Source organism: Arthrobacter sp. S41, from assembly GCF_004320535.1.
Classification (GTDB): domain Bacteria; phylum Actinomycetota; class Actinomycetes; order Actinomycetales; family Micrococcaceae; genus Glutamicibacter.
Map to the genome: position 1 here is coordinate 1648162 of NZ_SIHY01000001.1, position 25943 is coordinate 1674104.

The 25943-nt window shown below is 55.9% G+C and carries 21 protein-coding genes; 13 read left to right on the forward strand and 8 right to left on the reverse strand.

All coding sequences use genetic code 11. From position 1 onward, the window contains the following. Positions 1-12 precede the first annotated feature (12 nt). Together EYR88_RS07585 and EYR88_RS07590 are read right to left on the reverse strand one after the other, a co-directional pair. On the reverse strand, positions 13-1269 hold the full coding sequence (locus tag EYR88_RS07585) for an MFS transporter (RefSeq protein ID WP_131089043.1): 1257 nt from the start codon (positions 1267-1269) through the stop codon (positions 13-15). Positions 1270-1283: 14 nt separating this feature from the next. Then, positions 1284-1841 carry a TetR/AcrR family transcriptional regulator gene (locus EYR88_RS07590; RefSeq protein ID WP_131089044.1) on the reverse strand — a complete coding sequence of 186 codons (558 nt, stop codon included), beginning with the start codon at positions 1839-1841 and terminating at the stop codon, positions 1284-1286. 128 nt (positions 1842-1969) lie between these two features. Between EYR88_RS07590 and EYR88_RS07595 the strand changes: the two genes are divergently transcribed. From EYR88_RS07595 to EYR88_RS07605, 3 genes are all read left to right on the forward strand, one after another. Next, positions 1970-3487: an MFS transporter gene (locus EYR88_RS07595; RefSeq protein WP_131089045.1), complete on the forward strand. Its 1518-nt coding sequence runs from the start codon at positions 1970-1972 to the stop codon at positions 3485-3487. 294 nt (positions 3488-3781) lie between these two features. After that, entirely contained in the window at positions 3782-3985 is a 204-nt protein-coding gene (locus tag EYR88_RS07600) for a cold-shock protein (protein ID WP_013349999.1), read from the forward strand. A gap of 127 nt (positions 3986-4112) precedes the next feature. Beyond that, positions 4113-5105, forward strand: a complete 993-nt coding sequence (locus EYR88_RS07605) for an LLM class flavin-dependent oxidoreductase (protein WP_131089046.1) — start codon at positions 4113-4115, stop codon at positions 5103-5105. A gap of 80 nt (positions 5106-5185) precedes the next feature. On the opposite strand, the gene EYR88_RS07610 is transcribed toward EYR88_RS07605, so the two are convergent. Then, the gene (locus EYR88_RS07610; RefSeq protein ID WP_131089047.1) at positions 5186-6424 is read right to left on the reverse strand and encodes an MFS transporter; all 1239 of its coding nucleotides are present in this window, start codon (positions 6422-6424) and stop codon (positions 5186-5188) included. Between the two features lie 241 nt (positions 6425-6665). Here EYR88_RS07610 and EYR88_RS07615 point away from each other — a divergent pair, with 241 nt between their 5' ends. The 4 genes from EYR88_RS07615 to EYR88_RS07630 all read left to right on the forward strand — a co-directional run bounded on the left by EYR88_RS07615 (position 6666) and on the right by EYR88_RS07630 (position 9659). Beyond that, positions 6666-7142: an Lrp/AsnC family transcriptional regulator gene (locus EYR88_RS07615; RefSeq protein WP_131089825.1), complete on the forward strand. Its 477-nt coding sequence runs from the start codon at positions 6666-6668 to the stop codon at positions 7140-7142. Positions 7143-7289: 147 nt separating this feature from the next. After that, positions 7290-7553, forward strand: a complete 264-nt coding sequence (locus EYR88_RS07620) for a hypothetical protein (RefSeq protein ID WP_131089048.1) — start codon at positions 7290-7292, stop codon at positions 7551-7553. Between the two features lie 46 nt (positions 7554-7599). Beyond that, on the forward strand, positions 7600-8505 hold the full coding sequence (locus EYR88_RS07625; protein ID WP_131089049.1) for a LysR family transcriptional regulator: 906 nt from the start codon (positions 7600-7602) through the stop codon (positions 8503-8505). Between the two features lie 89 nt (positions 8506-8594). After that, positions 8595-9659: an enoyl-CoA hydratase/isomerase family protein gene (locus tag EYR88_RS07630; RefSeq protein ID WP_131089050.1), complete on the forward strand. Its 1065-nt coding sequence runs from the start codon at positions 8595-8597 to the stop codon at positions 9657-9659. Here the strand turns inward: EYR88_RS07630 and EYR88_RS07635 are convergent. The 3 genes from EYR88_RS07635 to EYR88_RS07645 are packed head-to-tail and all read right to left on the reverse strand — an operon-like array spanning position 9656 to position 14961. Beyond that, entirely contained in the window at positions 9656-11419 is a 1764-nt protein-coding gene (locus EYR88_RS07635) for an FMN-binding glutamate synthase family protein (protein WP_207306509.1), read from the reverse strand. The two genes, EYR88_RS07630 and EYR88_RS07635, sit on opposite strands and share 4 nt — an antisense overlap. 42 nt (positions 11420-11461) lie before the next feature. After that, a complete protein-coding gene (locus tag EYR88_RS07640) occupies positions 11462-13222 on the reverse strand; it encodes an ABC transporter ATP-binding protein (RefSeq protein WP_131089052.1) in 1761 nt (586 codons plus the stop codon). Beyond that, positions 13219-14961 (reverse strand): ABC transporter ATP-binding protein, encoded by a 1743-nt coding sequence (locus EYR88_RS07645; RefSeq protein ID WP_131089053.1) that lies wholly within the window; start codon positions 14959-14961, stop codon positions 13219-13221. Before EYR88_RS07645 ends, EYR88_RS07640 begins: the two co-directional genes overlap by 4 nt. A gap of 88 nt (positions 14962-15049) precedes the next feature. Here EYR88_RS07645 and EYR88_RS07650 point away from each other — a divergent pair, with 88 nt between their 5' ends. Both EYR88_RS07650 and EYR88_RS07655 read left to right on the forward strand, forming a co-directional pair. After that, a complete protein-coding gene (locus EYR88_RS07650; RefSeq protein ID WP_131089054.1) occupies positions 15050-16036 on the forward strand; it encodes an acyl-CoA thioesterase in 987 nt (328 codons plus the stop codon). Further along, complete coding sequence (locus EYR88_RS07655) at positions 16033-16644, forward strand: phosphoribosylanthranilate isomerase (RefSeq protein WP_131089055.1); 612 nt, start codon at positions 16033-16035, stop codon at positions 16642-16644. The genes EYR88_RS07650 and EYR88_RS07655 overlap by 4 nt, the downstream gene beginning before the upstream one ends. Before the next feature lie 3 nt (positions 16645-16647). Here the strand turns inward: EYR88_RS07655 and EYR88_RS07660 are convergent, their stop codons facing one another. Further along, positions 16648-17199, reverse strand: coding sequence for an acyl-CoA thioesterase (locus tag EYR88_RS07660; RefSeq protein WP_131089056.1), 552 nt, complete (start codon positions 17197-17199; stop codon positions 16648-16650). A 137-nt stretch (positions 17200-17336) separates the two neighbouring features. Between EYR88_RS07660 and EYR88_RS07665 the strand changes: the two genes are divergently transcribed. After that, positions 17337-17936, forward strand: coding sequence for a hypothetical protein (locus tag EYR88_RS07665; RefSeq protein ID WP_131089057.1), 600 nt, complete (start codon positions 17337-17339; stop codon positions 17934-17936). 68 nt (positions 17937-18004) lie between these two features. Here EYR88_RS07665 and EYR88_RS07670 read toward each other — a convergent pair whose 3' ends face one another. Beyond that, positions 18005-21496 (reverse strand): proline dehydrogenase family protein, encoded by a 3492-nt coding sequence (locus tag EYR88_RS07670; protein ID WP_242632550.1) that lies wholly within the window; start codon positions 21494-21496, stop codon positions 18005-18007. A 264-nt stretch (positions 21497-21760) separates the two neighbouring features. Here EYR88_RS07670 and EYR88_RS07675 point away from each other — a divergent pair, with 264 nt between their 5' ends. The 3 genes from EYR88_RS07675 (at position 21761) to EYR88_RS07685 (ending at position 25930) form a co-directional block, all read left to right on the forward strand. Continuing rightward, on the forward strand, positions 21761-22723 hold the full coding sequence (locus tag EYR88_RS07675; protein WP_131089059.1) for a LysR substrate-binding domain-containing protein: 963 nt from the start codon (positions 21761-21763) through the stop codon (positions 22721-22723). Positions 22724-22857: 134 nt separating this feature from the next. Continuing rightward, positions 22858-24363 carry a sodium/proline symporter PutP gene (gene putP / locus EYR88_RS07680; RefSeq protein ID WP_131089060.1) on the forward strand — a complete coding sequence of 502 codons (1506 nt, stop codon included), beginning with the start codon at positions 22858-22860 and terminating at the stop codon, positions 24361-24363. Between the two features lie 163 nt (positions 24364-24526). Beyond that, positions 24527-25930: an NAD-dependent epimerase/dehydratase family protein gene (locus EYR88_RS07685; protein ID WP_242632487.1), complete on the forward strand. Its 1404-nt coding sequence runs from the start codon at positions 24527-24529 to the stop codon at positions 25928-25930. Positions 25931-25943 lie beyond the last annotated feature (13 nt).

The following is a 25943-nucleotide window of genomic DNA, read 5'->3' on the forward strand; positions in this document are numbered from 1 at the left end:
TCGCGCTGAACCCTAGTCGATGCGTTCGAGCTTGCCCATTTCTTCAGTCGTGGGCGCATCGTCTTCAATGGTCCGTGATGGGTTGATGATCACTGCACCGATGAGCATCACGATGAGGCAACCGCCGAGCATCGAGAACGCAGCACCCCAAGAGTCCGTAGCTTTCTGCACGACACCAAAGAGCATTGGAACCACTGCTGCGCCCGCATAGCCCAGCCCCTGGGCAAAGCCGGAAAGCACACCCGAACCGTAGGTGGTTCGCGAACGCAAGTTCATCATCAGCAGGGCGACAGCAAAGGTGCCCTGACCCAGCCCGGCAGCGCAGATCCACAGCACGGTGTTATGGGTTGGTGAGAGGAAAATACCTAGGTGCCCAACGATCCAGCAGGCGGTGAAAATCAGTACTGCGACAATCGGGTTTTTTAGTCTTGGAACCCATAGCGGAACCAGCAGGCTCATCGGCAGGCCAAGGATGGCAAAGAGTGCCAGCATGTTGCCCGCGGTGAGTTCATCAAGTCCACGGTCTTGCAGATACGGTGGCAGCCAAGTGAAGTACACATAGGTCTGGGCTGAGTTACCTGCCAGGAAGATCGCCAGACCCCAAGCGACTTTGGACTTCCAGGGGTTGATCTTGATAACCGGATGAGGCACGCCATTGGCACCGACCAGATGCTCCGAGCGCTTGACCCCGCGGTCAGCAAAGAGCTGAAGGATCCAAGGGATCAATACGATGCCCGAAAGTGCCGCCCAAGCTCCGATGGAGACTTGCCAGTTGCTCACATTGGCCAGTGGGACCGAGAACTGTGGTGCCATCCAGGTACCCACGGCAATCATGGTGACGTAGCCGCTGGTGACCATCCCGATGCGTTCTGGGAAATATTTCTTAACCAGTGGCGGCAGGACTACGTTTCCCATTCCATATCCGGCCAAGGCCACGATGGATAGGGCGAGGAATGAGTAGACCTCGGGCATAAAAACTCGTGCCAGCTGTCCAAGTACGGCACAGGCGAGCGAGATGATCAAGGTCTTCTCAAGCCCAAAAGTCTTGATCAGTCGCGGAGTGAGCAGGCCGAAAACTGCAAAGACCACCGGGGCAAGCATTGCCAGCAGACCGGTGGTGAGTTCGGTAAATTCAATGTCCGTCTTGATCCTGGCTAACAGGGGCGGGACAGAAACTACCGCCGCACGAAGCGACAGGGCGAGCATAAGGATGCCTACAAGCGCCCCGATCCGTCCGCGTAAAGACGTGGAGTCGCTGTCTTTCGCCATTGAAGTCTTCCTGCTTAGTGTTGGTTGAGATTCCCCAACTTTTTGATTGATGAGACTAACTCTAGTAAGCGATCGAGCTCACCAGCAAAATTACGTTGGTACCAATTGCTTGGAAGTGAAAGAGAAGCGTAGAGTCCCTCACCGGTGAGCATCACCAAATGAGCGAGATCTTTGCTGCCCACATCTTCGAGAATAGCCCCGTACCATCGCTCGTTGGTGCTTTCGATTTTGTCTGTGGCGCTCTTGACTCCAGCCTGCGCCAGCCGGTGGAGGGCCACAAGGTGGCGGTCCAGTTCCGTGTCTACTTCGGCGCTGGTGCGGATGAAGTAGGCAGCGCCGCCTTCTGCTGAGTTGCTCATAAGTTCAACGTCATGGGCAATGTGTACTTCAGCGGCTTCGATAACCGCTTCAGCTAGCGCTTCTTTCGACGCGAAGTGATAGAGCAGTCCCCCTTTGGATACGCCGGCGCGTGCTGCGGTGGCGTCCAGCGTTGCTGCGCGTTCTCCTTCTTCGCATAACAGCGATATGTAGGATTCCAGCACTTTGTTGCGAGCAGCAGGTGGGCGGGCCATGGCTCTCCGTTTCGTTGGGGCGGTGATCAATTCAACCTTATCGTCAATTGTAACTGTACCGTCTAGACGGTACAGTTACCATTTGTGGGCAAACCACACATTTCTACTAACTCCCAAAGGTGAAAGTTATGAGCTCAAACATCTCCGAACGCGCTTCTGCATTAAGCAAGCCGCGTCGTTGGGCGGCGTTGTCTGTTCTAATTTTCCCGGTACTGCTGATTTCCGTGGACAACACCGTCTTGTCCTTTGCTGTACCGGCGATGACCGAAGCTCTGTCCCCCACCGGCAATCAGCTGCTGTGGATCATTGACATCTACGCCCTGGTTTTGGCCGGGCTCCTCGTCCCCATGGGTTCACTCGGAGATCGCATCGGGCGACGCCGCCTGCTGTTGATCGGCGCCACCGGTTTTGCCATTGTTTCAGCCGTGGCAGCCTTCGCCACCGACGCCAGCCAGCTCATTGCAGCTCGTGCCCTGCTGGGCATTTTTGGCGCCATGCTGATGCCAGCCACGCTGTCGCTGATCCGCACCATCTTCCCGGACGCCACCGAACGACGTACCGCTATTGCTGTCTGGGCAGCTGCCTTCTCGGGAGGTGCGGTACTGGGACCAATCGTTGGCGGGCTACTGCTAGAACACTTCTGGTGGGGCTCGGTCTTCCTGATGGCAGTTCCCATGTTGTTGCCGCTACTGATCGGCGGGTTGGTCTTGGTTCCCGAATCCAAGGACCCCAATCCTGGACGGGTTGATCCGCTGTCCATTGTGCTGATCATCCTCACCCTGTTGCCCTTTACCTATGCCATCAAGACTTTCGCCACCGCACCGTGGTTTGTTCTAGTAGCGAGTGTCGGGTTGGCTGTTCTCAGCGGTATCACCTTTGTGCGCCGGCAGCTGGCCAGTGAATCCCCCATGCTTGACATGCGATTGTTCAAGAACGCGCCTTTCTCCGGGGCGCTCATGGTGAACCTCATCGGTGTCTTCTCGCTGGTTGGTTTTATCTACTTTGTCTCCCAGCATTTGCAGCTCATCACCGGGTTCAGCCCCATCCAAGCTGGTTTGTGGATGACTCCCGGACTGGTTTTGACCATGCTCTTTGGGTTGGTGGCAGTGGCCCTGTCGCGTCGTTTTGGTTCACCAAACATCATGGCGCTGGGCTTGGTCTTCTCCGCGGCGGCCTACCTGATGGTGTTGCTGGCGGGAGATCACTTAAGCGCACCGGTGCTGATGGTTGCCTTCGCGGTATTGGGTACTGGAATCGGCATGACCGAGACCTTGTCCAATGACATGACACTGGCGGCGGTTCCCGCTTCCAAGGCTGGTGCAGCCTCGGCCATTTCCGAGACGGCCTATGAAGTCGGTTCGGTGTTGGGCGTCGCGGTCTTGGGCTCCATCTTAAACTCGGTCTACTCCACACGGTTGCTGGTCCCAGGATCGTTAAGCCAGGAGCAGGCACAGCTGGCAGGTGAAACTCTGGGAGGTGCGCATCAGGTGGCGGCATCCTTGAACACAGGTGATGCTCAAGCGCTGCTGGCTTCGGCGGCGCAGGCCTTCGATCACGGTGTATTACTTACTTCGACAATCGCTGCCACACTGTCTTTGGTAGCTGCAGTCCTTGTATTTCGCGTCATCAAACCGGCAATTAAGTGAACTGAACGCACCACTTGACCAAATTTTTGATTAATTGGTTCAAAGTTATTCAATTGTTGACGGCTAGCACGTAGGCTAGGCAGTGTAGTTCCAAAGTAATTCGCGAAGTACCCGTTAGAAGTATGTGAATGTCGAACCACCTCGGTTGACGCGAGCCCCCTTCTAGACGTGCAGTGAATGACTTGGCTGCTTCGTAAGACCTGTTCTTCCATCAGGGAGTGAGGCCTTACGTAGATTACAACCAAGATCGCCAATAGAACTGGCGAGAAACGTCTGAAAGGACCAAATAGAAACATGGCAACCGGAATCGTAAAGTGGTTCAACGCTGAAAAGGGCTTCGGCTTCATCGCACCAGACAGCGGAGATCCAGATGTCTTCGCTCACTTCAGCGCCATCCAGACCCAGGGTTTCCGTACCCTGGACGAAGGCCAGAAGGTCGAGTTCGAAGTTGTTGAGGGTCCAAAGGGTCTGCAGGCTGCAGATATCCGCGCTCTCTAAAGAAGGTCTTTGGCTCTAACGCCTGACTTTTCAAAAGAAGGTCATCCGCATTGCGGGTGACCTTCTTTTTGTTATGAGCGTTGCAGATCACTGGAATACTTCGGCGCACTGACCGGTTGTACTAAATGTGAAGCTATCTATTTTGGATCTTGCCCCGGTTGCTCCCGGTCAAACTATTTCCGACTCTTTTAAGTCCTCTGTCCGCCTAGCCCAGACCGCAGAACGTCATGGTTATGAGCGTGTTTGGTACGCCGAGCACCACAACATGCCGACCATCGCCTCCAGCGCGACTTCTCTGCTGATCAGCCACGTAGCCCACCACACCGAGACCATTCGATTGGGCTCGGGCGGGGTCATGCTGCCAAACCACTCACCATTGGTGATCGCTGAGCAGTTTGGTACCTTGGCCACCATCTATGGGGACCGCATCGACCTTGGTCTAGGCCGCGCCCCGGGCACTGATATGACCACCCTTCGCGCCCTTCGTCGCGACCCATCAGCCGCCGATACTTTCCCACACGATGTGCTTGAGCTTCAGGCCTACCTCGCCGGTGAGTCACGGGTTCCTACCGTTGCCGCCACCCCAGGCGCTGGCACCAACGTGCCACTGTACATCTTGGGTTCGTCGCTGTTTGGCGCAAAGCTCGCCGCCCAGCTTGGCTTGCCATACTCCTTCGCCTCGCACTTCGCACCGGCCGCTTTGCATGAAGCCATCCGCGTGTACCGAGACGAGTTCCAGCCTTCGGCGCAGCTGTCCGAACCATACGTGATTGCTGGTGTTGGTGTACTCGCGGCAGAAACTTCCGAAAAGGCCCACGAGTTGCTCAACGTGGCCAAGCGTCACCGTGTGGCTGCATTCCTGGGTCGCAACGCCAAGAAGGAATTCACCGAAGCCGAGATCGACATGCTGATGGACACCCCACAGGCAGAGCAGATCTTGGACATGATGCGCTACACCGCAGTAGGTACCGGCGAGCAGGTTGCTGATTACCTTCAGCACTTCGCTACCGCAGCTCAGGCCGATGAACTGATCACCATTCACTACCCCACTGAAGAGCGGGAACGTTTGGAATCGGTCATGATCACCGCCAAGGCTTCCGAATTGGTCGCCGCGCAGTAATAGCAGTAATGCCTAGACGCACTTCGCCCCCGAGTTCTGTTGAACTCGGGGGCGAAGTATTTACGCTTTAGTTCTGAAATCTAAGCTTTGGTGCGCTGTCCAATGATGGCCCAGAGACCAAGAACTGCAGCAAGAACAGAGCAGCAGATCGCAAAGACCAGAATGCTAATTTCCTGGCCAAATACACCAACGGCCCATCCCAGTGCGATCACTGGAACTGCACTGCCGAGGTACGTCACCAGGTAGATGGTGGACACGGTTTGCGCGTGCTGACGGTCGCTGACCGAGTCAACTGCCTTAGCAAAAGCGGTGCGGAAGCTCATGCCTTGGCCCAGACCCACCATGCCCAGAGCCAGCAGGGCAAGGACCAATAGGTGGTGTTCGGCGGCGAAGGCCAGCAGAACGGTAGATACTGCCATGAGTCCCAAACCGACGGGAAGAAGTTTTGCCCCTCCACGCACTACTACCTGGGATAGTGCGGAGACTCCCAGAGGCAGCCCGGCAATCAGGCCAATGATCCACTTTGATTCCAGCCCAAAGACCTGAGCGAAGTAGCCCGGCGCCAAGGAGAGCACAAAGCCGAAGACGGCGAAGCTCAAGAACCCTACCAGTGCGGCCAGCCAGAACTGGGAACGTGCAGTACTTGGAATGCCCAGACGGCGAGGGGCTAGTGCCTTGCCGCGCTTGCCTCGTTCGGCCATGGCAATGGCTGGACGTGCTTGCAAGGTACCCAACGGGACCATGATCAACAGCAACAAAATGGCTTGGATCAAGAACACGGTAGTTCGCCCACCGGGAAGGTTTGCCAGCAATCCGCCCAAGACCGGTCCGAAAGCAACTCCACCCGAGGATGCCAAGAGCGTGAAGCGTGAGGCCCATTCAGGCTTGGAAGGCAAAAGCTCACGCAGAGCTGCCGCGCTGGCACCGGTAGCTAGCGCGACGCCAGTTCCTTGGAGTCCTCGCCCGAGGCAAAGCTCAACCAGATTAGAGGCCGAAGCAAAGACGAGCGTGCCAATGAGCGAGACCAGTACGGCGATGACCAGGGCAGCTCGACGTCCAATGTGATCGGACCAGTGTCCAACGGTGGATAGGAAAAGCATCAGCGAGCAGACATAGCTGGCGAACGCGATGGTAGTTCCCATCGCGCCCAAATGTAGTTCGGCCTGAAGCGCTGGGTACAACGGCGTAGCTAGGTTGGCGCCCACCAACAAGAGGAAGCTCACTGCCACCGTGATGACCAGACGTGTGGTCAAGCCCGGGTTCCAGGAAAGCGTCCGGTGCTGCATGGGCTGCATGCGCAGTTCACTGATGACGGACACGTGCACTCCCGGTAGCAAAATAGATCAGGTCTTGGGATCAGGAACAGTCCTGAAAAAGTTTTAACCGGTGGGGCTACTCGCTTCCCCACCGGTGAGTTGAGCGTTCTGCTTGAGTTTGTCTACTGCAACAGATCGTTCACTCACTAATATCCACCCTTTCAAAGCAGGTCGAAAGAATTCTTGCTAGGATTTGAGCAGTTTGGTCAAAATAACGCCCCGCAACAACCCCTGGAGTGAGCATATAGTGCGCTTAGACGAAGTAGACCTCAAGGTGCTGCTGTCCTTAATCAAGGACCCGCGTATCCAAATTTCGGAACTTGCTGATGAGGTAGGCATCGCCCGCAATACCGCTCAGTCACGTTTGCGCCGATTGCAGCGTTCAGAAATTCTTCGAGATGGCGGTCGCGATATTGACCTCGGTAAGTTGGGCTACGACGTGCTGGCCTTTGTCACCTTGGAGGTGAGCCACCGTGACCTTGATACGGTCATCACCGCTCTGCGTCAGATCCCGAATGTTTTAGAAATCCATGAGACGTCCGGGCGCGGAGATGTGTGGGTTCGACTCATTGCCACCGACACTCACCAGCTGCAGTCTGCGCTGCGCCAGATCTTGCGCATCAAGGGAGTCACCCGTTCGGAAACCACGTTCGCTTTGCACACTCATCTGGCCTACCGCTCCTCCCCTTTGCTGGAACACTACACCGAACATGATCACTAATAAATGCTCTAGTTCCCACCACCTAAAAGAAATTTAAAACAAGTCTTTAGTTTCCAGATGCGTGGTCCTAGGCTGGTGCTACGAGAAGTCACGAGGAGTATCCCCGGCTTCGAAGGTGGATCCCTCGTATCACCGAAGGAGCGCGCGATGAGCAGGGAATTCGAACCAACAGAATTTGGCACGGAATACGGCAACGATATCTATGAGCCTGATGACGGACGTGACTCTCAGGCCTATGAAGGATCCAGCGACATGCCGGAGACCATGCGCAATCATGATCCGCTAGCCCAGCGTCAGTACCTCTACGACGATGATCTAGAAACCGAAGATGATCTGGACAACGAATTCTCCAACGACGGTTCCGATGATGATGAAGAAGACGAATCCTTTGAACCTGAGGATGACGACTGACACGGCGGCTAAGCAAAACTTGGGCTAAAGGCCATAGACTTTAGAAGTGATTAATCCAGTTCATCTGCGCACGCTACTCGAAGTAGTGGCGCATCGTTCCTTTGCCACGGCCGCAACCCGCCTAGGCTACACGGCCAGTGCTGTATCTCAGCAGATGACAGCGCTGGAGCGGAGCACCGGCACAACCTTGTTTGTCCGAGGCGCCCGCTCTATCACTCCTACGCCTGGGGCCATGCGCATGGTTCGCCACGCTAAGCGTGTGCTGACAGACCTTGACGCGCTCATGGCCGATGTCGCCACGATCTCCACCGAGGCCACCGACCTTGAAGAGATCAAGCTAGGCATCTTCCCTTCCCTGGCCACTTACGCGTTGCCACAAATCCTCACAGCACGTGACTGGTCCTCGCTAGGAATCAACTTGCGCTTGTGGATCGGTGAACCGCAACAGACCGTTGCCGGTCTAGGCACCGGTGGAGACCTCGACCTCGCGCTGATCTTCCAGGTGGGTCCCGGCGGACTATCGTGGCCTGCATCCCTGGAACGCACATGGCTAGGTGACGACCAATTCCGTGTGGTCATTCCCGCCTCATGGCCTATCGCCGAAGACTCTCAGCTCACCGTTGACCAGTTGGCCGAATGGCCGTGGATCTTCCACCACCCTGGAACCTCGGACGCTACCCTGATCTCCCGGCTGTTCTCTTCGTACAACATCCACCCGCAGGTGGCTGCCTACTGCGATGACTTTAATGCCTCGCTGAGCTTGGTGTCTTCAGGCCTGGGTGCCGCGTTAGTTCCTGACCTTGCCATGGCCAACGCCCCGGAAGGTATTCGTATCGTGGATGCTCCGGAGATCCGTTTGGCACGTTCCATCTTTGCGCTGAAACCAGAGAACTCTAAAAAGCCAAAGGTGGCGCTGGTCTTAGACCGACTAGCCCAAATCTTGGCCCAGTAAAACCCGCGCAGTAAGACCAAGCGCAGTAGAACCTGGCCCTGACCGTTTGGCACCGCACGTGCCTAAGAATTTATCAAGAGAGTCTTTTGATGACTAGCGCTCACAACCAAACCAACAACGGATCTACGGTTCTCTCACATGTTTATGGACCCATTGGGCACATAGAGCTCAACCGCCCCGCTAAGCTCAACGCTCTAACTCTTCAGATGCTCACTGAGCTGACGAGAGTACTGAAAGTATGGGCCGAGGATCCATCGATCCAACTGGTTCTTTTGACGGGGTGCGGCGAGCGGGGTTTCTGTGCTGGCGGGGACATTGCAGATTTCCATCAAGCGATCACTACCGGAAAACATCAGGACTTCATCAACCTGCTGTCTTTGGAGTTTGATCTCGACTATCTTATTTCCACCTATCCCAAGCCACTGATCACCTTGGCTCACGGCATCACGATGGGTGGCGGCGTGGGCTTGGCATCTCATGCGCCGATCCGGCTTGTCACGGCAAGCGCAAAATTGGGGATGCCCGAATCCAAAATCGGCTACACCCCTGATGTGGGTGGAAGTCATTTGCTGGCCAACTCTCCAGGACACCTAGGGGAATACTTCGCCATGAGCGCTACCTCATTCGCCGGCGCGGATGCAGTTTTCATGGGGTTTGCTGACGTTGTAGTGACCGACTCCTTTGCCGAGAACATCTTGGATGAGCTTGATGAATTCCTCGGACTTTCCGCAGCAGAAATCATCTCAGCTATCGAGGTACTTCATGGGGCGCCCGAGTCTCACGGAGTTGAACAAATCCAAGGCTGGGTTGATCACGCGTTCAGCGCCGATACCCCGCAAGAAGTTATTAGTCGTTTGGAGCAGATGGTGCACCCGGCGGCGGATCAAGCCGCACAGTTGCTGAAAGCTAATTCGCCCTCCAGCATTTGTGCAGCGTTCCATTCGGTGCGAGAGGCCCGCGTTGAACAAGATCTGCGCTCCGCATTAGACCGCGAATTACGCTTGGCACGGTTCTTGATGTATCGGCCTGATCTGGCTGAAGGTATCCGTGCTCAGGTGATAGACAAGGACCGCAACCCGCACTGGTCTCCTACGCTGGTAGGCGAAGTTGACCAGGACGAATTACGGTCCTTGGTGCGTGATTCTCAGCTTTAGCTGTCGACTCCGGGTCGGCCTTCGGGTCGGGTGACGTCCGAATGCACCGGACGAACCTTCGCTGATTCCCTAGGTTCAATACGCGGTGCGCTCACCGCATCATGAGGCTCTCGCACGACGCTGGCTTCAATGCCCACGCCCATTGGTTCTTCGTAATGCAATGGTGCGTGCTCGCCGAAGTGATCTGAGTCCGCTTCCTCCCAGTCTTCCTTCCAAGACCCGGGGGCTTCGTCAAGCAGTTCGCCTGGACGAAGCCAGTGGAACAGCGAAGCATAGGACCTGGTTGACTGTAGGTTGACCCGGCGACGTAGCATTCGGGTATTTAGTTGTGTCGGGCTGGTGAGCCCCATTGATGCCATGATCTGTGCAGATTCAGTAACTGTCAGGTGATGGTAGTTGTAGACGCGGTGCCCTTTATCTTCTACGTCTAAGGCTCGCATCAACCGCTTGTTCTGCGTAGCCACACCCACCGGGCAGTGATTGGTGTGGCATTGCTGAGCTTGGATACAACCGGTGGCCATCATCATTGAACGCGCGGAGAAGGTGAAATCGGCACCTTGAATCAGGCGTTTGATGATGTCAGATCCGTTGGCAATTTTGCCCGCGGCCGCCAATCGGACTTCATCACGTAGTCCCGCACCAACCAACGTATTGTGCACCAGCATCAGCCCCTCGGTGAGCGGTGCGCCAACGTGGTCTTCATACTCAAGCGGAGCTGCACCCGTGCCACCTTCAGCACCGTCCACGGTGATGAAGTCAACCAGGATGCCGGTATCTAGCATGCCCTTACACAGCGCCATGATGTCGGTACGCGAACCAACGCAGAACTTCACTCCGATTGGCTTGCCGCCGCTAAGCTCACGCAGTTTACCGACAAAATGCATTAGTTCTCGTGGAGTCGAGAACTCGGCATGGCTAGCTGGGGAAATGCAATCCACACCCATCGGAACATCACGGGCTTCCGCAATCTCTGCGGTGACCTTTGCTGCCGGAAGCACACCGCCCAATCCGGGCTTGGCACCCTGCGAGAGCTTGATGGTGATGCCCTTGACCTTCTCGTGGTTAGCCTTCTTGGCGAAGGTTTCCGGGTTGAACCGTCCCTCGGGGGTACGGCAGCCAAAGTAACCTGACCCGATCTCCCAGAACAGATCTGCCCCGTACTCCAGGTGGTACTTAGTCAGCCCGCCTTCTCCGGTTTCATGGACAAACTCCCCCATTTCAGCACCCTTGTTCATGGCTAAAACAGCATTAGCTGACAAAGCGCCGAAACTCATCGAGGAGATATTCATCAACGAAATCTCATAGGGCTGAGTACATTGGCTGGAACCAACTTTGACTCTGAACTGACTGGTGGGAGGAGCAACTGGCGCCGCCGAATGAAGCAGGTACTCGTGGCCCAATTCGTTCACATTGCGTTCAGTACCGAAGGCCTTGTGGCTGTCGGCTCCTTTGGCACGCGCATAAATCAGGGAGCGAGTATCACGGTCAAAAGGTTTGCCATCGGTATTGCGCTCGATGAAGTACTGCTGAATTTCTGGGCGGATGAATTCAAAGAGGTAACGCGCGTGCCCCACAATGGGGAAGTTGCGCAAGATCGCATGCTTTTTCTGCACAAGGTCCCGAACTCCAAGCAAGACCAGAAGCCCGGTTAGCGCCACCAAGATCCACCAGACCCATCCTCCAGAGGTACTGGCCAGGATTGCGGTGATCACAAAACCGGTCGCGAGCACACCTAAGAACAGGAGAACCACTATTCGCATCATGGTGCGAGCCTAATAGTTTAGGACGTGATTGTCAGGCATCTACGCAGGGAGGATTCGATCCGCCTCACGAATGGCCATTTGTGCAAACAGCGAGTCTTTCTGCCCCAGCAACAGCCCGGCGTTTCCGCTTTCAGCGACTGCACCATTTTCCAACACCAAGATCTGCTGCGCATGGCCCACAGTTACCAGTCGGTGGCTTATCATGATGACACTCATTGAGTGCTGACGCCGGCGTTCGATTGCCTGCAACACGAGTTCTTCACTGGCAGTGTCCAATGCACTGGTGGACTCATCAAGAATCAACACCGCAGGTTCACGGACCAGTGCCCGAGCTAATGCCAACCGTTGACGCTGTCCTCCAGAGAGTCTTGAGGACCGATCCCCTAAGCGCGTGTTGAGCCCGGATTTCTGTTGTTGTAGCCAAGTGCTCAGGCCCAACTCTTCGAGTACTTCTTCCAACTTTTCATCACTGATGCCTTCGTGACCCAACAGCAGGTTTTCACGCAATGTTCCGCGAACCATCACTGCCTCCTGGGAGACCAACATGATCTTTTCCCGCAGTTCGCTCAGCGCAGCTTCGGTGATGTCTACACCGCCAAAGGTGATAGACCCGGTGAAGTTCACCGCTCTAACCACAGCGGAAGCAATCGATGATTTCCCTGATCCGCTCTCGCCAACCAGAGCCACCATGCCCCCGGGATTCAGTTCGAGATTTAGCCCGCTGACCACTTGCTGGGACCCGTAGCTGATTGCCACATCGTTGATCTTTAGGGCGCCAGCTTCAGGGAGTTCTTTTGGCTTGGCCACTTCGGCCACTTCGGGCTTTTGGGTGGCTGTGGCATGCAGCCGACGAGCGCTAGCCAGCGAATCCTGGAGTCCAAGCACAAACCCATCAACGGTTCGTACCGCTTCATAGGAAGGCACAGCGGCGCAGCCCAAGATCACCAGAGCACCCAACTGATGTTGGCCGCCCAGGACAATGAACAGGGCCAGCAGACTTCCCCAGATGGTCAGCTGGGTGAGTGTCGCGCGTAGCGCTGTGATGGTGCCGGTGCGTAGGCTGGCAGCCCCTGATTGGCTGGTGCTCTCACGCAGTTTTCTCAGTGTCTCGTTGCCGCCGCGGAAGCTGTGCAGGATTTCTATGCCCCACATCGCTTCATTCATCAGCTGGTTTTGCGCTCCTCTTGCAGAAGCCGTAGTTGCCGAATTGGCCCGTAGTGTGCGCACCCCAATGAGTGGAATGATCAGGCCTATCAGCGTGTAAGCACAAAGTAGGATCAACGCGGGAAGTTCGCCGAAGTAAATCCACGTTGCCCAAGTAGCCAGTGCACTGATCACTACCGCGGCTACCGCTGGCGGTAGCGTGTGCGCGAAGAACACTTCAACCTTGTCGATGTCACTGGTGGCTCGGGCCAATAGGCGTCCGGAATTTTTAGTGGCCGCGTTGTAGGGAGCTTGGCGTTCAAAGGCTGCGTACATCCGCCGCCGTAGACGCGCTAGCGACAGGAACGCTACGCGGTGTCCCACATATTGTTCCAGGTAGCGCAGCACGCCCTTAGCAAGGCCCAGAACCACGATGGATCCTGCCAGCAACCACCAGTTCAAAGAATTGAGCACTTCAATACTGTTCAGGCCCAGCACCTTGCTCAACCCAATGCCGGCAACAACGTAAATGCTCAACGAAGCCAGACGCGTCAGGCACGAGAAAACACTGGCTAACGCCAACGGTGGTACCAGATCCTTAGTGGTACCGATGAGCCAGAAGACTGTGGAGACAGTGCGCTTCTTTTCTTGACTCATGCTTTCCCCTCCCCCAAGGCACGTAGACCTGAAGCCTGTAGCTGCGCGGTGCGCTGCGACAGATCGTTTAATGCGCCTTTGAGATAACCGTCTTGATTCACCAGTTGTTCGCGCGGCCCGGACTGTATAACTCGTCCTTGATCCATGACCACGACGTAGTCAAAATCGGCTAATAGTCCAAGACGATGGGTGACGGTGATGATCGTTGTTGATGAGCCAAGCTCTCTCAGGCTTTGGCGAATATCTGCTTCGCTGTGCACGTCCAAGGCACTGGTGGGTTCATCAAGTAAGAGCACTGGGCGCTGTGCTAACAGGGCACGAGCCAAGGCAAGCCGTTGCGCTTGGCCACCGGAGAGCCGGGCCCCACCTTCACCCAGTGGTTGGTCAAGTCCCAGGGGTTGATCTGCCAGCCATGAGTCCATCCGGACTTGGCTGATCACCGCCCTGAGTTGTTCATCGGTGGCGTTAGGTGCACCTAGTCGCAGGTTCGCAGCTAGGCTCACGCCGAATAGTGTGGCTTGCTGTTCAACCACCGCGGTATTCGCCTTAAGAGTGGCAGGACCCATGGCTTGGCGGCCGTCATGAATGATCCCGGCCGAGGATTGCAGCTGTCCTTGCAACACCCGAATCAGGGTGCTCTTGCCGCTTCCGGAGGGACCCACAATAGCTGTTCGGGATCCGACGGGGAATTGGAGATTAATCTTGTTCAGTGCCAGATCGGCGTTGTTGTAACTCGCGCAGAGATCTTCGATAAACAATCCGTTCTGCGACAGATTGACGGTCAGTGGGTTGGCCATCGAAGGGTGCATCGGAATGTCTTGAATTTCGGCTAGCTTTTTCTCTGCTGCCCGCCCGGTCATCCCGATGTAGAAGAAACTACCTACGTAGTTCACCGGAGCAAGCATCAAATAGCTGAGAATGATCAGTGCGAATCCCAAACCTGGACTCATGGCCCCTGAACTCGTTCGCCACCAAGCTAGAGCTGCGGAGCTTGCCAAGAGCAACACCGCAAAGCTGGAATCAATGACCAAGAGGATGAGTTGGTTGCGGGCCAAAAGTTTCATGACCTGCTGGCGCACCCGTTCGGTTGCCGACCCAATGGTTTCGCCCATCCAGCTACTGCCACCGTTGAGCTTGAGCATATTTAGTGAGCGAAGTGCATCCAAGAAGGTGGCCGACAAGATTCCTTGAGCCCTGCGGTACTCACCGGCGGATCCGCCATAGCGCTTCTGGAATCCCAAGACGATGACCGGCACCAAAGCGGTGGGGATCAAAAGCAAAATGGCACTGAGCGGGTCAATAAACAGTGCAATGAACACAAGGATTAAGACGGGAGTGGCCACCGCGGCACTGGCTGGGCCAAGGAAGCTTGAACGGAATTTCACCGAGCGTTCCACCAAATCCATGGCCGAGTGCACCAGCTCTCCCTCGCCGGCCCGTCGAACGGCCAGCGGACCGATGGACAGGTAATGCTTGAGCAGCTTGGAACGATGATAGGCGGTGAGCTGTTGGCTATCGTGCGCAATAACCACAGGGACCAAGAACGTTGATAGTGCCAGGGCAAGTAATTCACCGGCAACCCCGATGTACCAACGTGTGTCTGGGGATTCGCCTCGATAGAACAGGTCAAATCCCTGTCCCAGTAAGATCACCAATCCGGCGGTAGCTGCGGCAGCGAAGATACGCAGAGCCACGACCATTACCGTTGTTGCTGAGAGAATTCCAAAAAGCCTACGCACATCACTATCCTAGGACAGATTCAGGGGCGGATTGCAGGGGCTTTGTCACACATTGCCGCTCAGAGCGCTTGTGAGAGAAACTTGGTGCATGAGCACTTCGGAGCTAAAACAGCGCCCCCATTCCGTTACCCTGCGTTTTCTTGCCGCCCCTACTGACGTTGATGTCAACGGGATGGTTCCAGCGGGCACCGTACTTGAGTGGGTTGACAAGGCCGCTTACGCTGCCGCTGTAGGTTGGTCCACTAGCTATTGCGTCACCGCCTACGTTGGCAATATCCACTTTGCTGATCCGATTCACTCCGGTGATCTTGTAGAAGTAACAGCCTCAGTGGTCTACACCGGAACCAGCTCCATGCACATTCAGACTGAAGTTTCCTTCAGAGATCCACGCGAACTGCGCCCCGTGGCATCGAGTAACTGTCTGGTGATTTTTGTTGCTGTGGATGAATCAGGCAAACCAACCGCGGTGCCTAGTTTCAGCCCGGGCACGGTACGTGAAATAGAACTGCGCGACGACGCGCTGGCACGCATTGAGATCCGTGAACAGATCGTTGCGTCGATGAAAGATCAGCAATACACGGATGCTGGCACCGCCGAACGCGTTACCCTTCGGTTCATGGCAGCACCAACAGACGTGAACTGGGGCGGTAAAGTCCACGGTGGCATCGTGATGAAGTGGATCGATGAGGCTGCCCAGCTTTGCGCTGCCCGTTACTGCCAGCAGGATACTGTTGCTGTTTTCTCCGGTGGCGTGCGTTTTTATCAGCCACTGTTTATTGGACATTTGGTTGAGGTAGAAGCTCGCTTGGTATACACCGGCAGCAAGGGTATGCACGTCGCTGTCCATGTGCGCTCCGGTGACCCGAAATCACGCGAAATGAATCTAACCACTTACTGCCTGACAGTGATGGTCACCCGCGACGAGACGGGAACTGCCGTTCCGGTCAAGCCTTGGGTTCCGGTCAGTGAAGAGGACCGGCGCTTGTGGGAGCACGCTCGTGAGTTGGTGGCCATTCGAGCTAACGCACCTGGCGGTTACACACCAGTGCACCTGGTAGGATCGAGCGCCTCATGAACAATGTAAAACCGTTGGTCAAGGTCTGCGGGCTTTCCACTGCCGAAGATGTTCAGGTAACCATAAGCCACGGCGCAGATGCGATTGGTTTTGTGCTGACTTCTAGCGTTCGGGAAATTGCTCCGCAAGACGCCGCAACTCTTGTTGCACTGGTTCCGAAAGACATTGCCACCGTTGCGGTCTTCCGTTCAGAAGATATCCCTACCGTGGTTCAAAGGGCGAGACAAGCACAGGTGGGCTGGGTTCAGCTTCATGGCCAGCGCACCAAAGAGGACGTGGCTCAGGCCCAGGCTGCTGGGTTTAAGGTCATCCGTGCCGTACGTCGTGATGCCACTGCGGAAGAATTCACTGATTGGGGCGAAGAGCTTTTGCTCATCGATGCCTCCGTGCCAGGCAGTGGTGAAAGTTGGGATTACGCTGCTGTGCGTGAATTGGCTGCTGGACGCAAATGGTTAGTAGCCGGCGGGCTAAGCCCTGCCAATGTTGCCCCGGCGTTGAGAATCTCCGGGGCCACCGGAGCAGATGTTTCTTCTGGTGTTGAATCATCACGCGGCGTCAAAGACCCGTTCCTGATTGCTCAGTTCCTTGACGCCGCGAAAGCTGAATAGTTTCTAGCCCACCCAGTTATGTGGTGCCGGTTTGCGCGAGCCGGGCAGTGCTCCTTGTTCGCGCCACTGGTGCAACCATTCTGGAACTACACGGTCTTCAGGAACATCCAAGCCTACGGCGGCGAGGATTTGCTCGTTGGATACTGCACCCTTGCTTGAGGTCATGCGGGTGGCAATGTAACCGCGGGCGTAGATTTCTCCGTCAACGACAATGCGCTGTTCGAAGTAGATGCACTTGTCATCTAGCCCCAGCAGTTTGGTCTCCTGCGAGAATTTGGTTCCCAAGCGCACAGACTTACGGAAGGTAATGGTTTCGGTCTGAACCACTGGCGTCCATTTGTTCTTGCGCATGATGTCCCAGACCCCGGAGCGGAACATCAGATCAAAACGACCCAAATCAAAGATCGAGAAGTACATTCCGTTATTGATATGCCCAGCAAAGTCGATGTCGGTCAGTGTGGCTCGCATTTGCACGGAGCTGGTATCAAACATGGTGAGCTTGCTGGACTTTTTGCTGTTAACAAAGAGCATAAGAATTCTGAAGATCATGTGCATACCATCACATTACCGCTCAGTAACTTTTCTGCCTAGTCCGCTGTTCTCTGAAATTTCCCTTGGGTACGCTGCACACCCAGCCGCCAGCCATGACGCAGAACAGCACTTGCACAGCGAGCATTATTAGACTTGACCAAGTGAGCGAAGAAAAACCACTGATTCAACTGCCAGCCCGACTTATTGGAGTCTGGCTCGCCTTGATTGTCGGCATTGCCGGATCCACCTTATTGGCCACAGCGCACTATGTCACTGGCGGAAGCTTGCTGATCATTGTGGCTCTTTGGGTCATCCGTGTTCTGGCCATATCTAGCTTCTGGCTACTGCCTGGTCGCAAGGACACCAAGATCTTCGCCATGGCACTGGTTCTGCTCTCACAGATCTTGGATATCTTGCTGAAGTTACCCGTCTTGGACACTGTCGAATACGGTGACTGGTTCCTGGTTTCCGCGCTTGATCTCACCGGCCAGTTCAGTGGCTACTTCACCGTGTGGGGCTTACTGCTACCAGTGCTCGCCCTGGCCGGTTGGTTTACTTTGCGCTCACGCCAGCTTGCTGGATGGATCATCGGTCTTTTCTCGGCCGTTGGCCTAGGATTCCTCGCGCAGGCAACGGTGACCTCGGATCACGGATCCCTTACTACCTTTGTCTTGGTGAGCATGGCCCGCTATGTAGTACCAGCGGTGCTTGCTGCATTGGCCGATTTCTACATGGCCAAGTACAAGCCCCTCAAGAAATAACGTCCACATAAGACTACGGACGGCATCTGCCTTGGGCAGGTGCCGTCCGTAGTTCTTGTTATGAGCGCTTAGACCAAACCGTCACTGAGGTGGTTTGGCGTACCAAAACGGTGGGCGGTAATAGATACTGCCTGCTCGTGCAGGAATGGCAGTAGCTCTACTCGCCCGGCACCGGTCACTGGCGAAGCGTAGATGGCGACATCTGGCTTGCCGTCGGTTGCCTCGGCAACCGCCTTGATCGATCCACCAATCAAACGGATCCGAGCTGCCGAATCCGGACCGGTCTTCGCCGCAAGCTTGGCAGCCCGAGCAGCAAACTGGTCGCTGGTTTCACGCACCACGGTCACCGAGTGTTCAGCCAGCAAGCCACGAACCTGCGTTGAAAGCTGCGCATCCACCGAGAGGTATACGCGGGAGCCTGCGGTGACGCCGGCAGCAACAACGCGCAAAGCCTCAGCCAAACCATGGCCACTGGTTTCTTGCTCAAAGCGCACGGTGACATCCACCGAGCAGTAGCGGAAAACGTTGCGCTCAGCCTGCAGACCGGAACGGTCCTTGGCCTTGTTGAACTCAGCGTTCCACCAGTACTTGTCACTGCCCAAAGCAGCGGTCAGCCACTGCAGCTGTGACTCATCCAGCTCGGCCGCTGCGAGTAGTCGCTCATCAAAGCGAGACAAAGCAGCGGTGTCCTTCACCGGAGCATCCTTGAAGCTACCCATACCGATCAGGTAATTAGGGCCGCCGGCCTTGGTGCCTGCACCAATAGCGGACTTCTTCCAACCACCAAATGGCTGACGCTGAACGATAGCACCGGTGATGCCACGGTTGACATAGATATTGCCTGCTTGGATGTTATCCATCCAGTAAGCCATCTCGCCACGGTCCAAGGAATGCAGTCCCGAGGTCAGTCCGTAGTCCACCTCGTTGACGATTTCCACTGCCTCTTCCAGAGTCGCCGCGGTCATCACACCAAGAATTGGGCCGAAGTATTCGGTCTTGTGGTATTCGCTGCCACGTTGCACACCGTAGCGCACACCGGGAGAGTAGAGCTTGCCGGAGTCATCCAACTGCTTTGGCTCAACTGCCCAGCGCTCACCGTCTCCCAAGGTGGTCAAACCGCGCTTGAGCTTCTCGCCGGGTTCATCGATCAACGGGCCCATCTGCGATTCAGGGTTCCACGGGTAGCCAACCTTCAGCGACTTGACCGCATCGATCAGCTGGTTGTTAAACCGACGTGAGTCAGCAACCGATCCAACCAGAACTACCAGCGAGGCCGCTGAGCACTTCTGTCCGGCGTGACCAAAAGCCGACTGCACTACATCGCGGGCAGCTAGATCAAGGTCTGCATTTGGGGTAACAATAATGGCATTCTTACCCGAGGTCTCAGCCAACAGTGGCAGGTCCTTGCGGAAAGAACGGAAGAGTTCTGCGGTTTCGTAACCACCGGTGAGGATCAAACGATCTACTCGCTCATCGGAAACCAACTGCTGACCCAACGAACGATCACCCACGAAGACAAGCTGCAGTACATCCTTTGGCACGCCAGCGTCCCACAGGCACTGCACCATAACCGAACCAACACGAGCTGCCTGAGTCGCTGGCTTGATGATCACTGCCGAGCCGGAAGCCAACGCCGAAAGGGTTGAACCTGCAGGAATGGCCATCGGGAAGTTCCATGGTGGAGTCACCACGGTCAGCTTGGATGGTACGTATTCTGCGCCGTCCACTGAGTCCAGTTCGCGGCCAAGCTGCGAGTAGTAGTGGGCAAAGTCGATGGCCTCAGAGATTTCAACGTCACCTTGGTCAATGGTCTTGCCACACTCGGAGCCAAGAACTTCCAGCAAGGTGGCGCGACGCTCTTCAAAGAGCAGTCCACCGCGGTGCAGGATATCGGCACGCTTTGCTGATCCCAGCGCCTGCCAAGCCTGCGAAGCATCAACACCCATGGCGATGGCTTCATCCAATTCGCCGGCGGCGTTGATGGTGTTCGCCTTGACCAAGTCTTTGCCCAGCGAGGAGTCACGCATCTTGGAGAGAATTTCGCGGCCCCAGGTTCGGTTTTGCAAAAGATCCGGGTCGGTATCCGGGGTGTTGAAGAATTCGGTGGTTCCATCGGCAAAACCAGCAACGCGCTGCGCCAAGGCTGGATCTTCAATGTTTCGGTCCTGTACGCGGTGTGGTGCAGGAACCACATCGGTCAGTGCGTCCAAGGAAGCTAAGAAACGGTTCTTTTCACGTTCAAAAAGCTGTTCATTCTTTGAGAGTTCAAAGACCGCAGACATGAAGTTTTCTTGGCTTGCGCCTTCTTCAAGGCGGCGAATCAGGTAAGCGATTGCAACATCAAATTCCTGTGGGTGCACTACCGGGGTGTACAGCAGCAGGGAGCCGACTTCTTTACGCACCGCTTCGGCCTGGCCGGTGGCCATGCCAAGGAGCATTTCAAATTCAATGCCGTCCGTGACATTGCGGGACTTGGCCAGTAGCCAAGCTAGGGCAACATCAAAGAGGTTGTGTCCGGCAACGCCGATACGTACGTTCTTCACGTGCTCTGGGCGCAAGGCGTATTCCAGAACGGACTTGTAGCTGGTGTCCGAGTCTTGCTTGCTGTGCCAGGTAGCCAGTGGCCAGCCGTGGATGTCAGCTTCCATGGTTTCCATCGGCAGGTTAGCGCCCTTGACCACGCGCACCTTGATTGGCGCTCCGCCGTCGGCTACACGTGCTGCGGAAAATTCCTGCAGCTGAATCATTGCCGAGAGGGCATCTGGCAAGTAGGCCTGCAAGACGATACCGGCCGGCAAATCTTTAAACTCTGGCTTCGAGAGAATCTTGGTGAAGACCGCAATGGTCAGCTCAAGATCCTTGTACTCTTCCATGTCCAGGTTGATGAATTTTTTCTTAGGGTTGCTGATCGCAAGTGCGTACAGCGGGCTGAGCTTTTCAACAATGTGCTCCACCGCTTCATCAAAGGCCCAGTGGTTGTGCGGGGCGACAGTGGAAGAAACCTTGATGGAGACGTAGTCCACGTCATCGCGTTCAAGCAGGGTGGTGGTTCCTTCAAGACGGCGGGCGGCTTCGCCCTCGCCCAAGATGGCCTCGCCCAGCAGGTTCACGTTCAGGTTCACCCCGTCACGCTTGATCTTCTTGATTGCTCCGCCCAGTTTGGCTTCGGACGCGTCAATGATCAGGTGTCCCACCATTTCGCGCAAAACCTTGCGCGCGATAGGAACAACGATTTGAGGCACTACCGGCGCCATGGCTCCACCGAGACCCACGGCCTTGCGCATGTACCAAGGTAGGAAGCTTGGAACCTTTGGTGCCAGCTTCTTCAGGTTGGCTGCGGCAACGTTGAGATCTTCAGGGCGAATAACGCCGTCAACAAATCCCACGGTGAAGTCCAGGCCGTTGGGATCTTTGAGCACACCTGCCAGTCGGGCAGCCGCTGCATCCACCGGATAGTCAGCTGCTTCGGTGAGCCAACGGCGCACCAAGGCAATAACTTCATCGGCAAGATCTGCCGGTGAGGTGAGCGGATTGCCATCAACATCTACTGCTGCTGGCACGGTGTGCTGGGTGGAGAGAGAAGACACTTATTGGTCCCTTCGATGCAAATTATTTCAGTCTTGGTTCGGCACCGAACGCGTAAGTCGTTATGGCTTTTTTGGCGGGTAGCGATTGCTGTGTTCCCGAACAAATTAGCTGTGTGCAATTTCGAGTATGAACCTAAGTTGCATTAAGCAAAAGTGAACAAAACCGAAGATATTTGTTCGGGTTTGCTAATGTATCTTTACGCATCATTTCAAACCCGACCGAACGGCGGAAAACCCGTGCTTGAACTGCGACGATTACGACTGTTGCGCGAGCTAAGCATCCGCGGAACCATTGCCGAAGTAGCCGATTCGCTGAGCTACTCTCCTTCCTCGGTTTCGCAACAGCTTAGTCAGTTGGAAGCCGAGGCCGGAGTGCAACTGCTTCGACGCACCGGCCGCACCCTGAAGCTCACCGCCCAGGCGCAGCTTTTGGTGGCCCACACCGAAACTTTGCTTGAAGCCATGGAACAGGCCGAAGCAGATTTGGCTGGCACCATGTCCTCAGTTGCTGGCACCGTACGGCTGGCCGTCTTCCAAACCGCCATGCTCGCACTCATGCCACCGGTGCTGCGCGAACTGCGCCGAAAATATCCTCAGCTGCGGGTTGAAATGAGCCAGCAAGAACCGGCTGACGCGCTGGAAGAAACCAGCAGTCGAAGCTTTGACCTCGTCGTCGCTGAGCAATATTCAGGACACTCGGCCCCACACTATTCCAACCTTGACCGCAGGGTATTGACTCATGACCCGATTCGTCTGGCCCTGCCCGCCTTGGGATCAGTTGGCAATGAAGACTTTGATCGAGTCACCTTGTTGGAACACGCGGCCAGTTTGCCGTGGGTGGTTGAACCCGACGGAGCTGCCAGCCGACATTGGGCTTTGCAGGCTTGCCGGCTGGCAGGTTTTGAACCGGATCTGCGGTACGAAACCGCCGACCTACAGGCGCACGTGGAACTGGTTCAAACTGGAAATGCCGTGGCGATGTTGCCAGATTTAGTGTTGCGTTCCAACCAGCACACCCTGCGCACCGTGGACCTACCCGGCGCCCCGGCCCGCACCATTTTCACCGCCATGCGGCATTCATCCACCAAATCCCCGGGCATTCAGGCCGTGCGCAATATGCTCCATGCACAACCGGGAATGAGTGACGCAAACAACTCTGTAATTTTGGCTACGCCCAAAGATTTCGATACGGTCGAATAGAAGTATCGACCATCACAACTGTTATGACACTTGCGAGAAACCACACCTTTCGTGTCATAGTGGTGACGCGCACCACTTGAATCCGCGTCCCGAACACAATCTACGTTTCGGGACAGCAACGGTAATGAGGAATAATGTCCGACCAGACTTTCCAGATGATTGCGATCGCAATTTATATGGCCGCCATGCTTGGCATCGGCTATATCGCGTATCGCCGAACCAACAACATTGACGACTACATGCTCGCTGACCGTGGCCTGAAGCCTTGGGTAGCAGCCCTTTCCGCCGGAGCTTCCGACATGTCCGGCTGGCTGCTGATGGGTCTCCCCGGAGCCATCTACCTCGGCGGCCTGCACGAAGCATGGATCGGTATCGGCCTGCTGATCGGTGCATGGCTGAACTGGAAGTTTGTCGCTCCGCGACTGCGTTCCTACACCGCGATCTCCGAGAACGCCATCACCATCCCGAGCTTCTTTGAGAAGCGTCTGAAGGACAACCGCCACCTGTTGCGCATCGGATCTTCGCTGATCATCCTGGTGTTCTTCACCTTCTATGTCTCTTCAGGCATGGTTGCCGCAGGCAAGTTCTTCGAAGCATCCTTCGGCTGGCCATATCTTTCTGGCATGTTCTTTGTTGCCTTCATTACCTTGCTATACACGCTCTTCGGTGGCTTCCTCGGAGCTTCCTTGACCGACATGGTTCAGGGTGTTTTGATGTTCGCTGCGTTGATCGCAGTGCCAATTGTTGCCGTGATTCGCATGGGTGACTTCCAGACCCTCGGTTCGCGAATCACGACCGTGAATCCAGAGGCTTTTAACCTGTTCTCGTCCTTCAACGACAGCAGCTGGATCGTGGCAGCCGTAGCAATTTTCTCCACCGCAGCGTGGGGTCTGGGCTACTTCGGCCAACCACATATCATCGTTCGCTTCATGGCTCTGCGCTCCCCGGGTGAAGCTAAGGCCGCCCGCGGAATTGGCATGACCTGGATGTTCCTGACCACCTTGGGTGCAGTACTGACCGCATTCATTGGTGTCGCGCACTTTGCTGATAAGCCTCTGGATAAGTCAAGCAGCGAAACCGTCTTCCTGCTGCTCAGCCAGATCTTCTTCCACCCACTAATTGCTGGCCTGGTTTTGGCCGCTGTGTTGGCAGCCATCATGTCCACCATGTCCTCGCAGCTGATCGTTTGCTCCTCTGCGTTGGTGGAAGACCTGTACAACATCACCGGTCGCAAGGCTTCACCTACGGCGCTGGTAAACCTCGGCCGAGCAGGCGTTCTGCTCATTGCCGTCGTGGCAGCGTTGCTTGCGTTGAACCCTAACTCCTCGATTCTGGACCTGGTTTCCTTCGCATGGGCCGGATTCGGTGCGGCCTTCGGCCCGATCGTTCTGTTGGCTCTGTACTGGCGCAAGCTAACCGCCGTCGGTGGTTTTGCTGGCATGGTTTCCGGCGCAGTTGTGGTCTTTATCTGGGGAAATATCAAGCCACTGTCCTCGGCTATGTACGAAATCGTTCCTGGTTTTGTCGTAGCCTTGGTGGTTGCTTGGTTGGTCTCTCGGGCCACCTACCGTCCAAATCCAGCCATCGATTCGGAGTTCTCCGAGATGGAACAGGAAGTCGGCGCAAAGGTCACTGCCTAAGCACTAGTTGATCTAGCTCCCCCTGTCCTCGTTACCTTCACGGTTTGAGGATACGGGGAGCTTTTTCATGCCCTTCACACACCGATGTCGCACGTAGAAAACATAGCCGCGCCCAGTAGCCTTGAGCTATGCCCGATGTACCGAGCTGGAAGGAACAAGCACGATGAGCACCCAGAATAAATATACCCACTGGCAGCGCACCGAAACCCAGTTCCTGGCCGCCGACCCCAACGCCGTCTATTCGATTGTTGGCAACCTGTCGCAGACCGGCCAATGGATGAAGAGCTTCGACGGATTTGTGGTTCATGACGACCAGCGCGGCGTCGGAACCAAAGTAGATCTTCTACCTCCTGGCAAGATCTTTGGCCCGTTACACCGGAATACTGCGCCCACCGGCACGATCACTCGACGCAATCACCAGACCCGCATGGTTGAGTTCACGCAGCCGCAGCCCGGTGGCTCCATGAGCCTACGCTGGCAGGTTGATGAGCATGAGGGCGGCGCCCTGTTGCACTTCACCGTGAACCTCTCCGGCCCCGGTACTACCGCGTTTAAATTCACCGTGGCCAATGCCTTATGCAAAGACTTCGCGGTAGCTGCAGCACGACTGTATAAGATCACCGCTCCGACAGCTCACCGCAAGAAAGACGCCCAAGTGGTTATTGCAGGCGGCCGAGGCTTCCTGGGTAGAAACCTCGCGGCTGATCTGATTTGCCGTGGCATCTCGGTAGCTGTGCTCACCCGCAAAACCGCAGAAGATTTCCCCGCAGAGCAATATACCTGGGACGGCGTCCATCAAGGTCCATGGACCCGAGTGCTTCATAGTGAGCATCCGGTGCATCTGATCAACCTTGCTGGTGAGCGAGTGGACAAGCGCAATACTCCGGCAAATATCGCAGCGCTGACTGACTCGCGTGTGACCACCACCCAGACGTTGGCGCATGCCGCAGCTTCCGCACCCCAACTAGCTACCTGGATTCAGTCCAGCACCACCGCAATCTTCGGGGATGCCGGCGAAGCGGATCTCACCGAGTCCAGTCCGCTACCAACGGACCGCCGCGCGCTGCCGGAGATGACCGGTGTCGCCTCTGCCTGGGAACAGGCCTTTGACGAAGCTGACGTAAATGCAGCACAGCGTTATGTACTGCGCACCTCGTTGGTGATGCACCCCGATGCACCGCTGCTTGGCCCACTGAATATGTTGGTGAATACCGGTCTTGGCGGACGCATGGGCGACGGACAACAGTGGTTCAGCTGGATTGGCTTGCAGGACTGGCTTCGGGTCATTCGGTGCATGCTTGGATTTGAAACCCCGCAGATCCCTGCCGGACTGGTACATGCCGCCAGTCCTACGCCGCTGCGTAATGCTGAGGTGATGGCGGCGCTACGCTCCGTCGCTGGCTTGCCAGGAATTCCTACCGGCTCGGTACTGCCAAAGATTGGTGCCGCGGTCATGGGCTCCAACGCACGCGTTGCATTGACCGGACGCAAGGTCACCAGCGAAGTTCTTGCCCACGCAGGCTTTGAATTCCAAGAGACAGATTTTGCGTCCACCGTCTCCGGATAAAGCCTTGCCATGA

What these genes read in the sequence shown, in the direction of transcription:
- EYR88_RS07585 (WP_131089043.1), bottom strand. Translation starts at nt 1,269, where the DNA reads ATGGCGAAAGACAGCGACTCCACGTCTTTACGCGGACGGATCGGGGCG.
- EYR88_RS07590 (WP_131089044.1), bottom strand. Translation starts at nt 1,841, where the DNA reads ATGGCCCGCCCACCTGCTGCTCGCAACAAAGTGCTGGAATCCTACATA.
- EYR88_RS07595 (WP_131089045.1), top strand. Translation starts at nt 1,970, where the DNA reads ATGAGCTCAAACATCTCCGAACGCGCTTCTGCATTAAGCAAGCCGCGT.
- EYR88_RS07600 (WP_013349999.1), top strand. Translation starts at nt 3,782, where the DNA reads ATGGCAACCGGAATCGTAAAGTGGTTCAACGCTGAAAAGGGCTTCGGC.
- EYR88_RS07620 (WP_131089048.1), top strand. Translation starts at nt 7,290, where the DNA reads ATGAGCAGGGAATTCGAACCAACAGAATTTGGCACGGAATACGGCAAC.
- EYR88_RS07630 (WP_131089050.1), top strand. Translation starts at nt 8,595, where the DNA reads ATGACTAGCGCTCACAACCAAACCAACAACGGATCTACGGTTCTCTCA.
- EYR88_RS07635 (WP_207306509.1), bottom strand. Translation starts at nt 11,419, where the DNA reads ATGCGAATAGTGGTTCTCCTGTTCTTAGGTGTGCTCGCGACCGGTTTT.
- EYR88_RS07640 (WP_131089052.1), bottom strand. Translation starts at nt 13,222, where the DNA reads ATGAGTCAAGAAAAGAAGCGCACTGTCTCCACAGTCTTCTGGCTCATC.
- EYR88_RS07650 (WP_131089054.1), top strand. Translation starts at nt 15,050, where the DNA reads ATGAGCACTTCGGAGCTAAAACAGCGCCCCCATTCCGTTACCCTGCGT.
- EYR88_RS07655 (WP_131089055.1), top strand. Translation starts at nt 16,033, where the DNA reads ATGAACAATGTAAAACCGTTGGTCAAGGTCTGCGGGCTTTCCACTGCC.
- EYR88_RS07660 (WP_131089056.1), bottom strand. Translation starts at nt 17,199, where the DNA reads ATGCACATGATCTTCAGAATTCTTATGCTCTTTGTTAACAGCAAAAAG.
- putP (WP_131089060.1), top strand. Translation starts at nt 22,858, where the DNA reads ATGTCCGACCAGACTTTCCAGATGATTGCGATCGCAATTTATATGGCC.
- EYR88_RS07685 (WP_242632487.1), top strand. Translation starts at nt 24,527, where the DNA reads ATGAGCACCCAGAATAAATATACCCACTGGCAGCGCACCGAAACCCAG.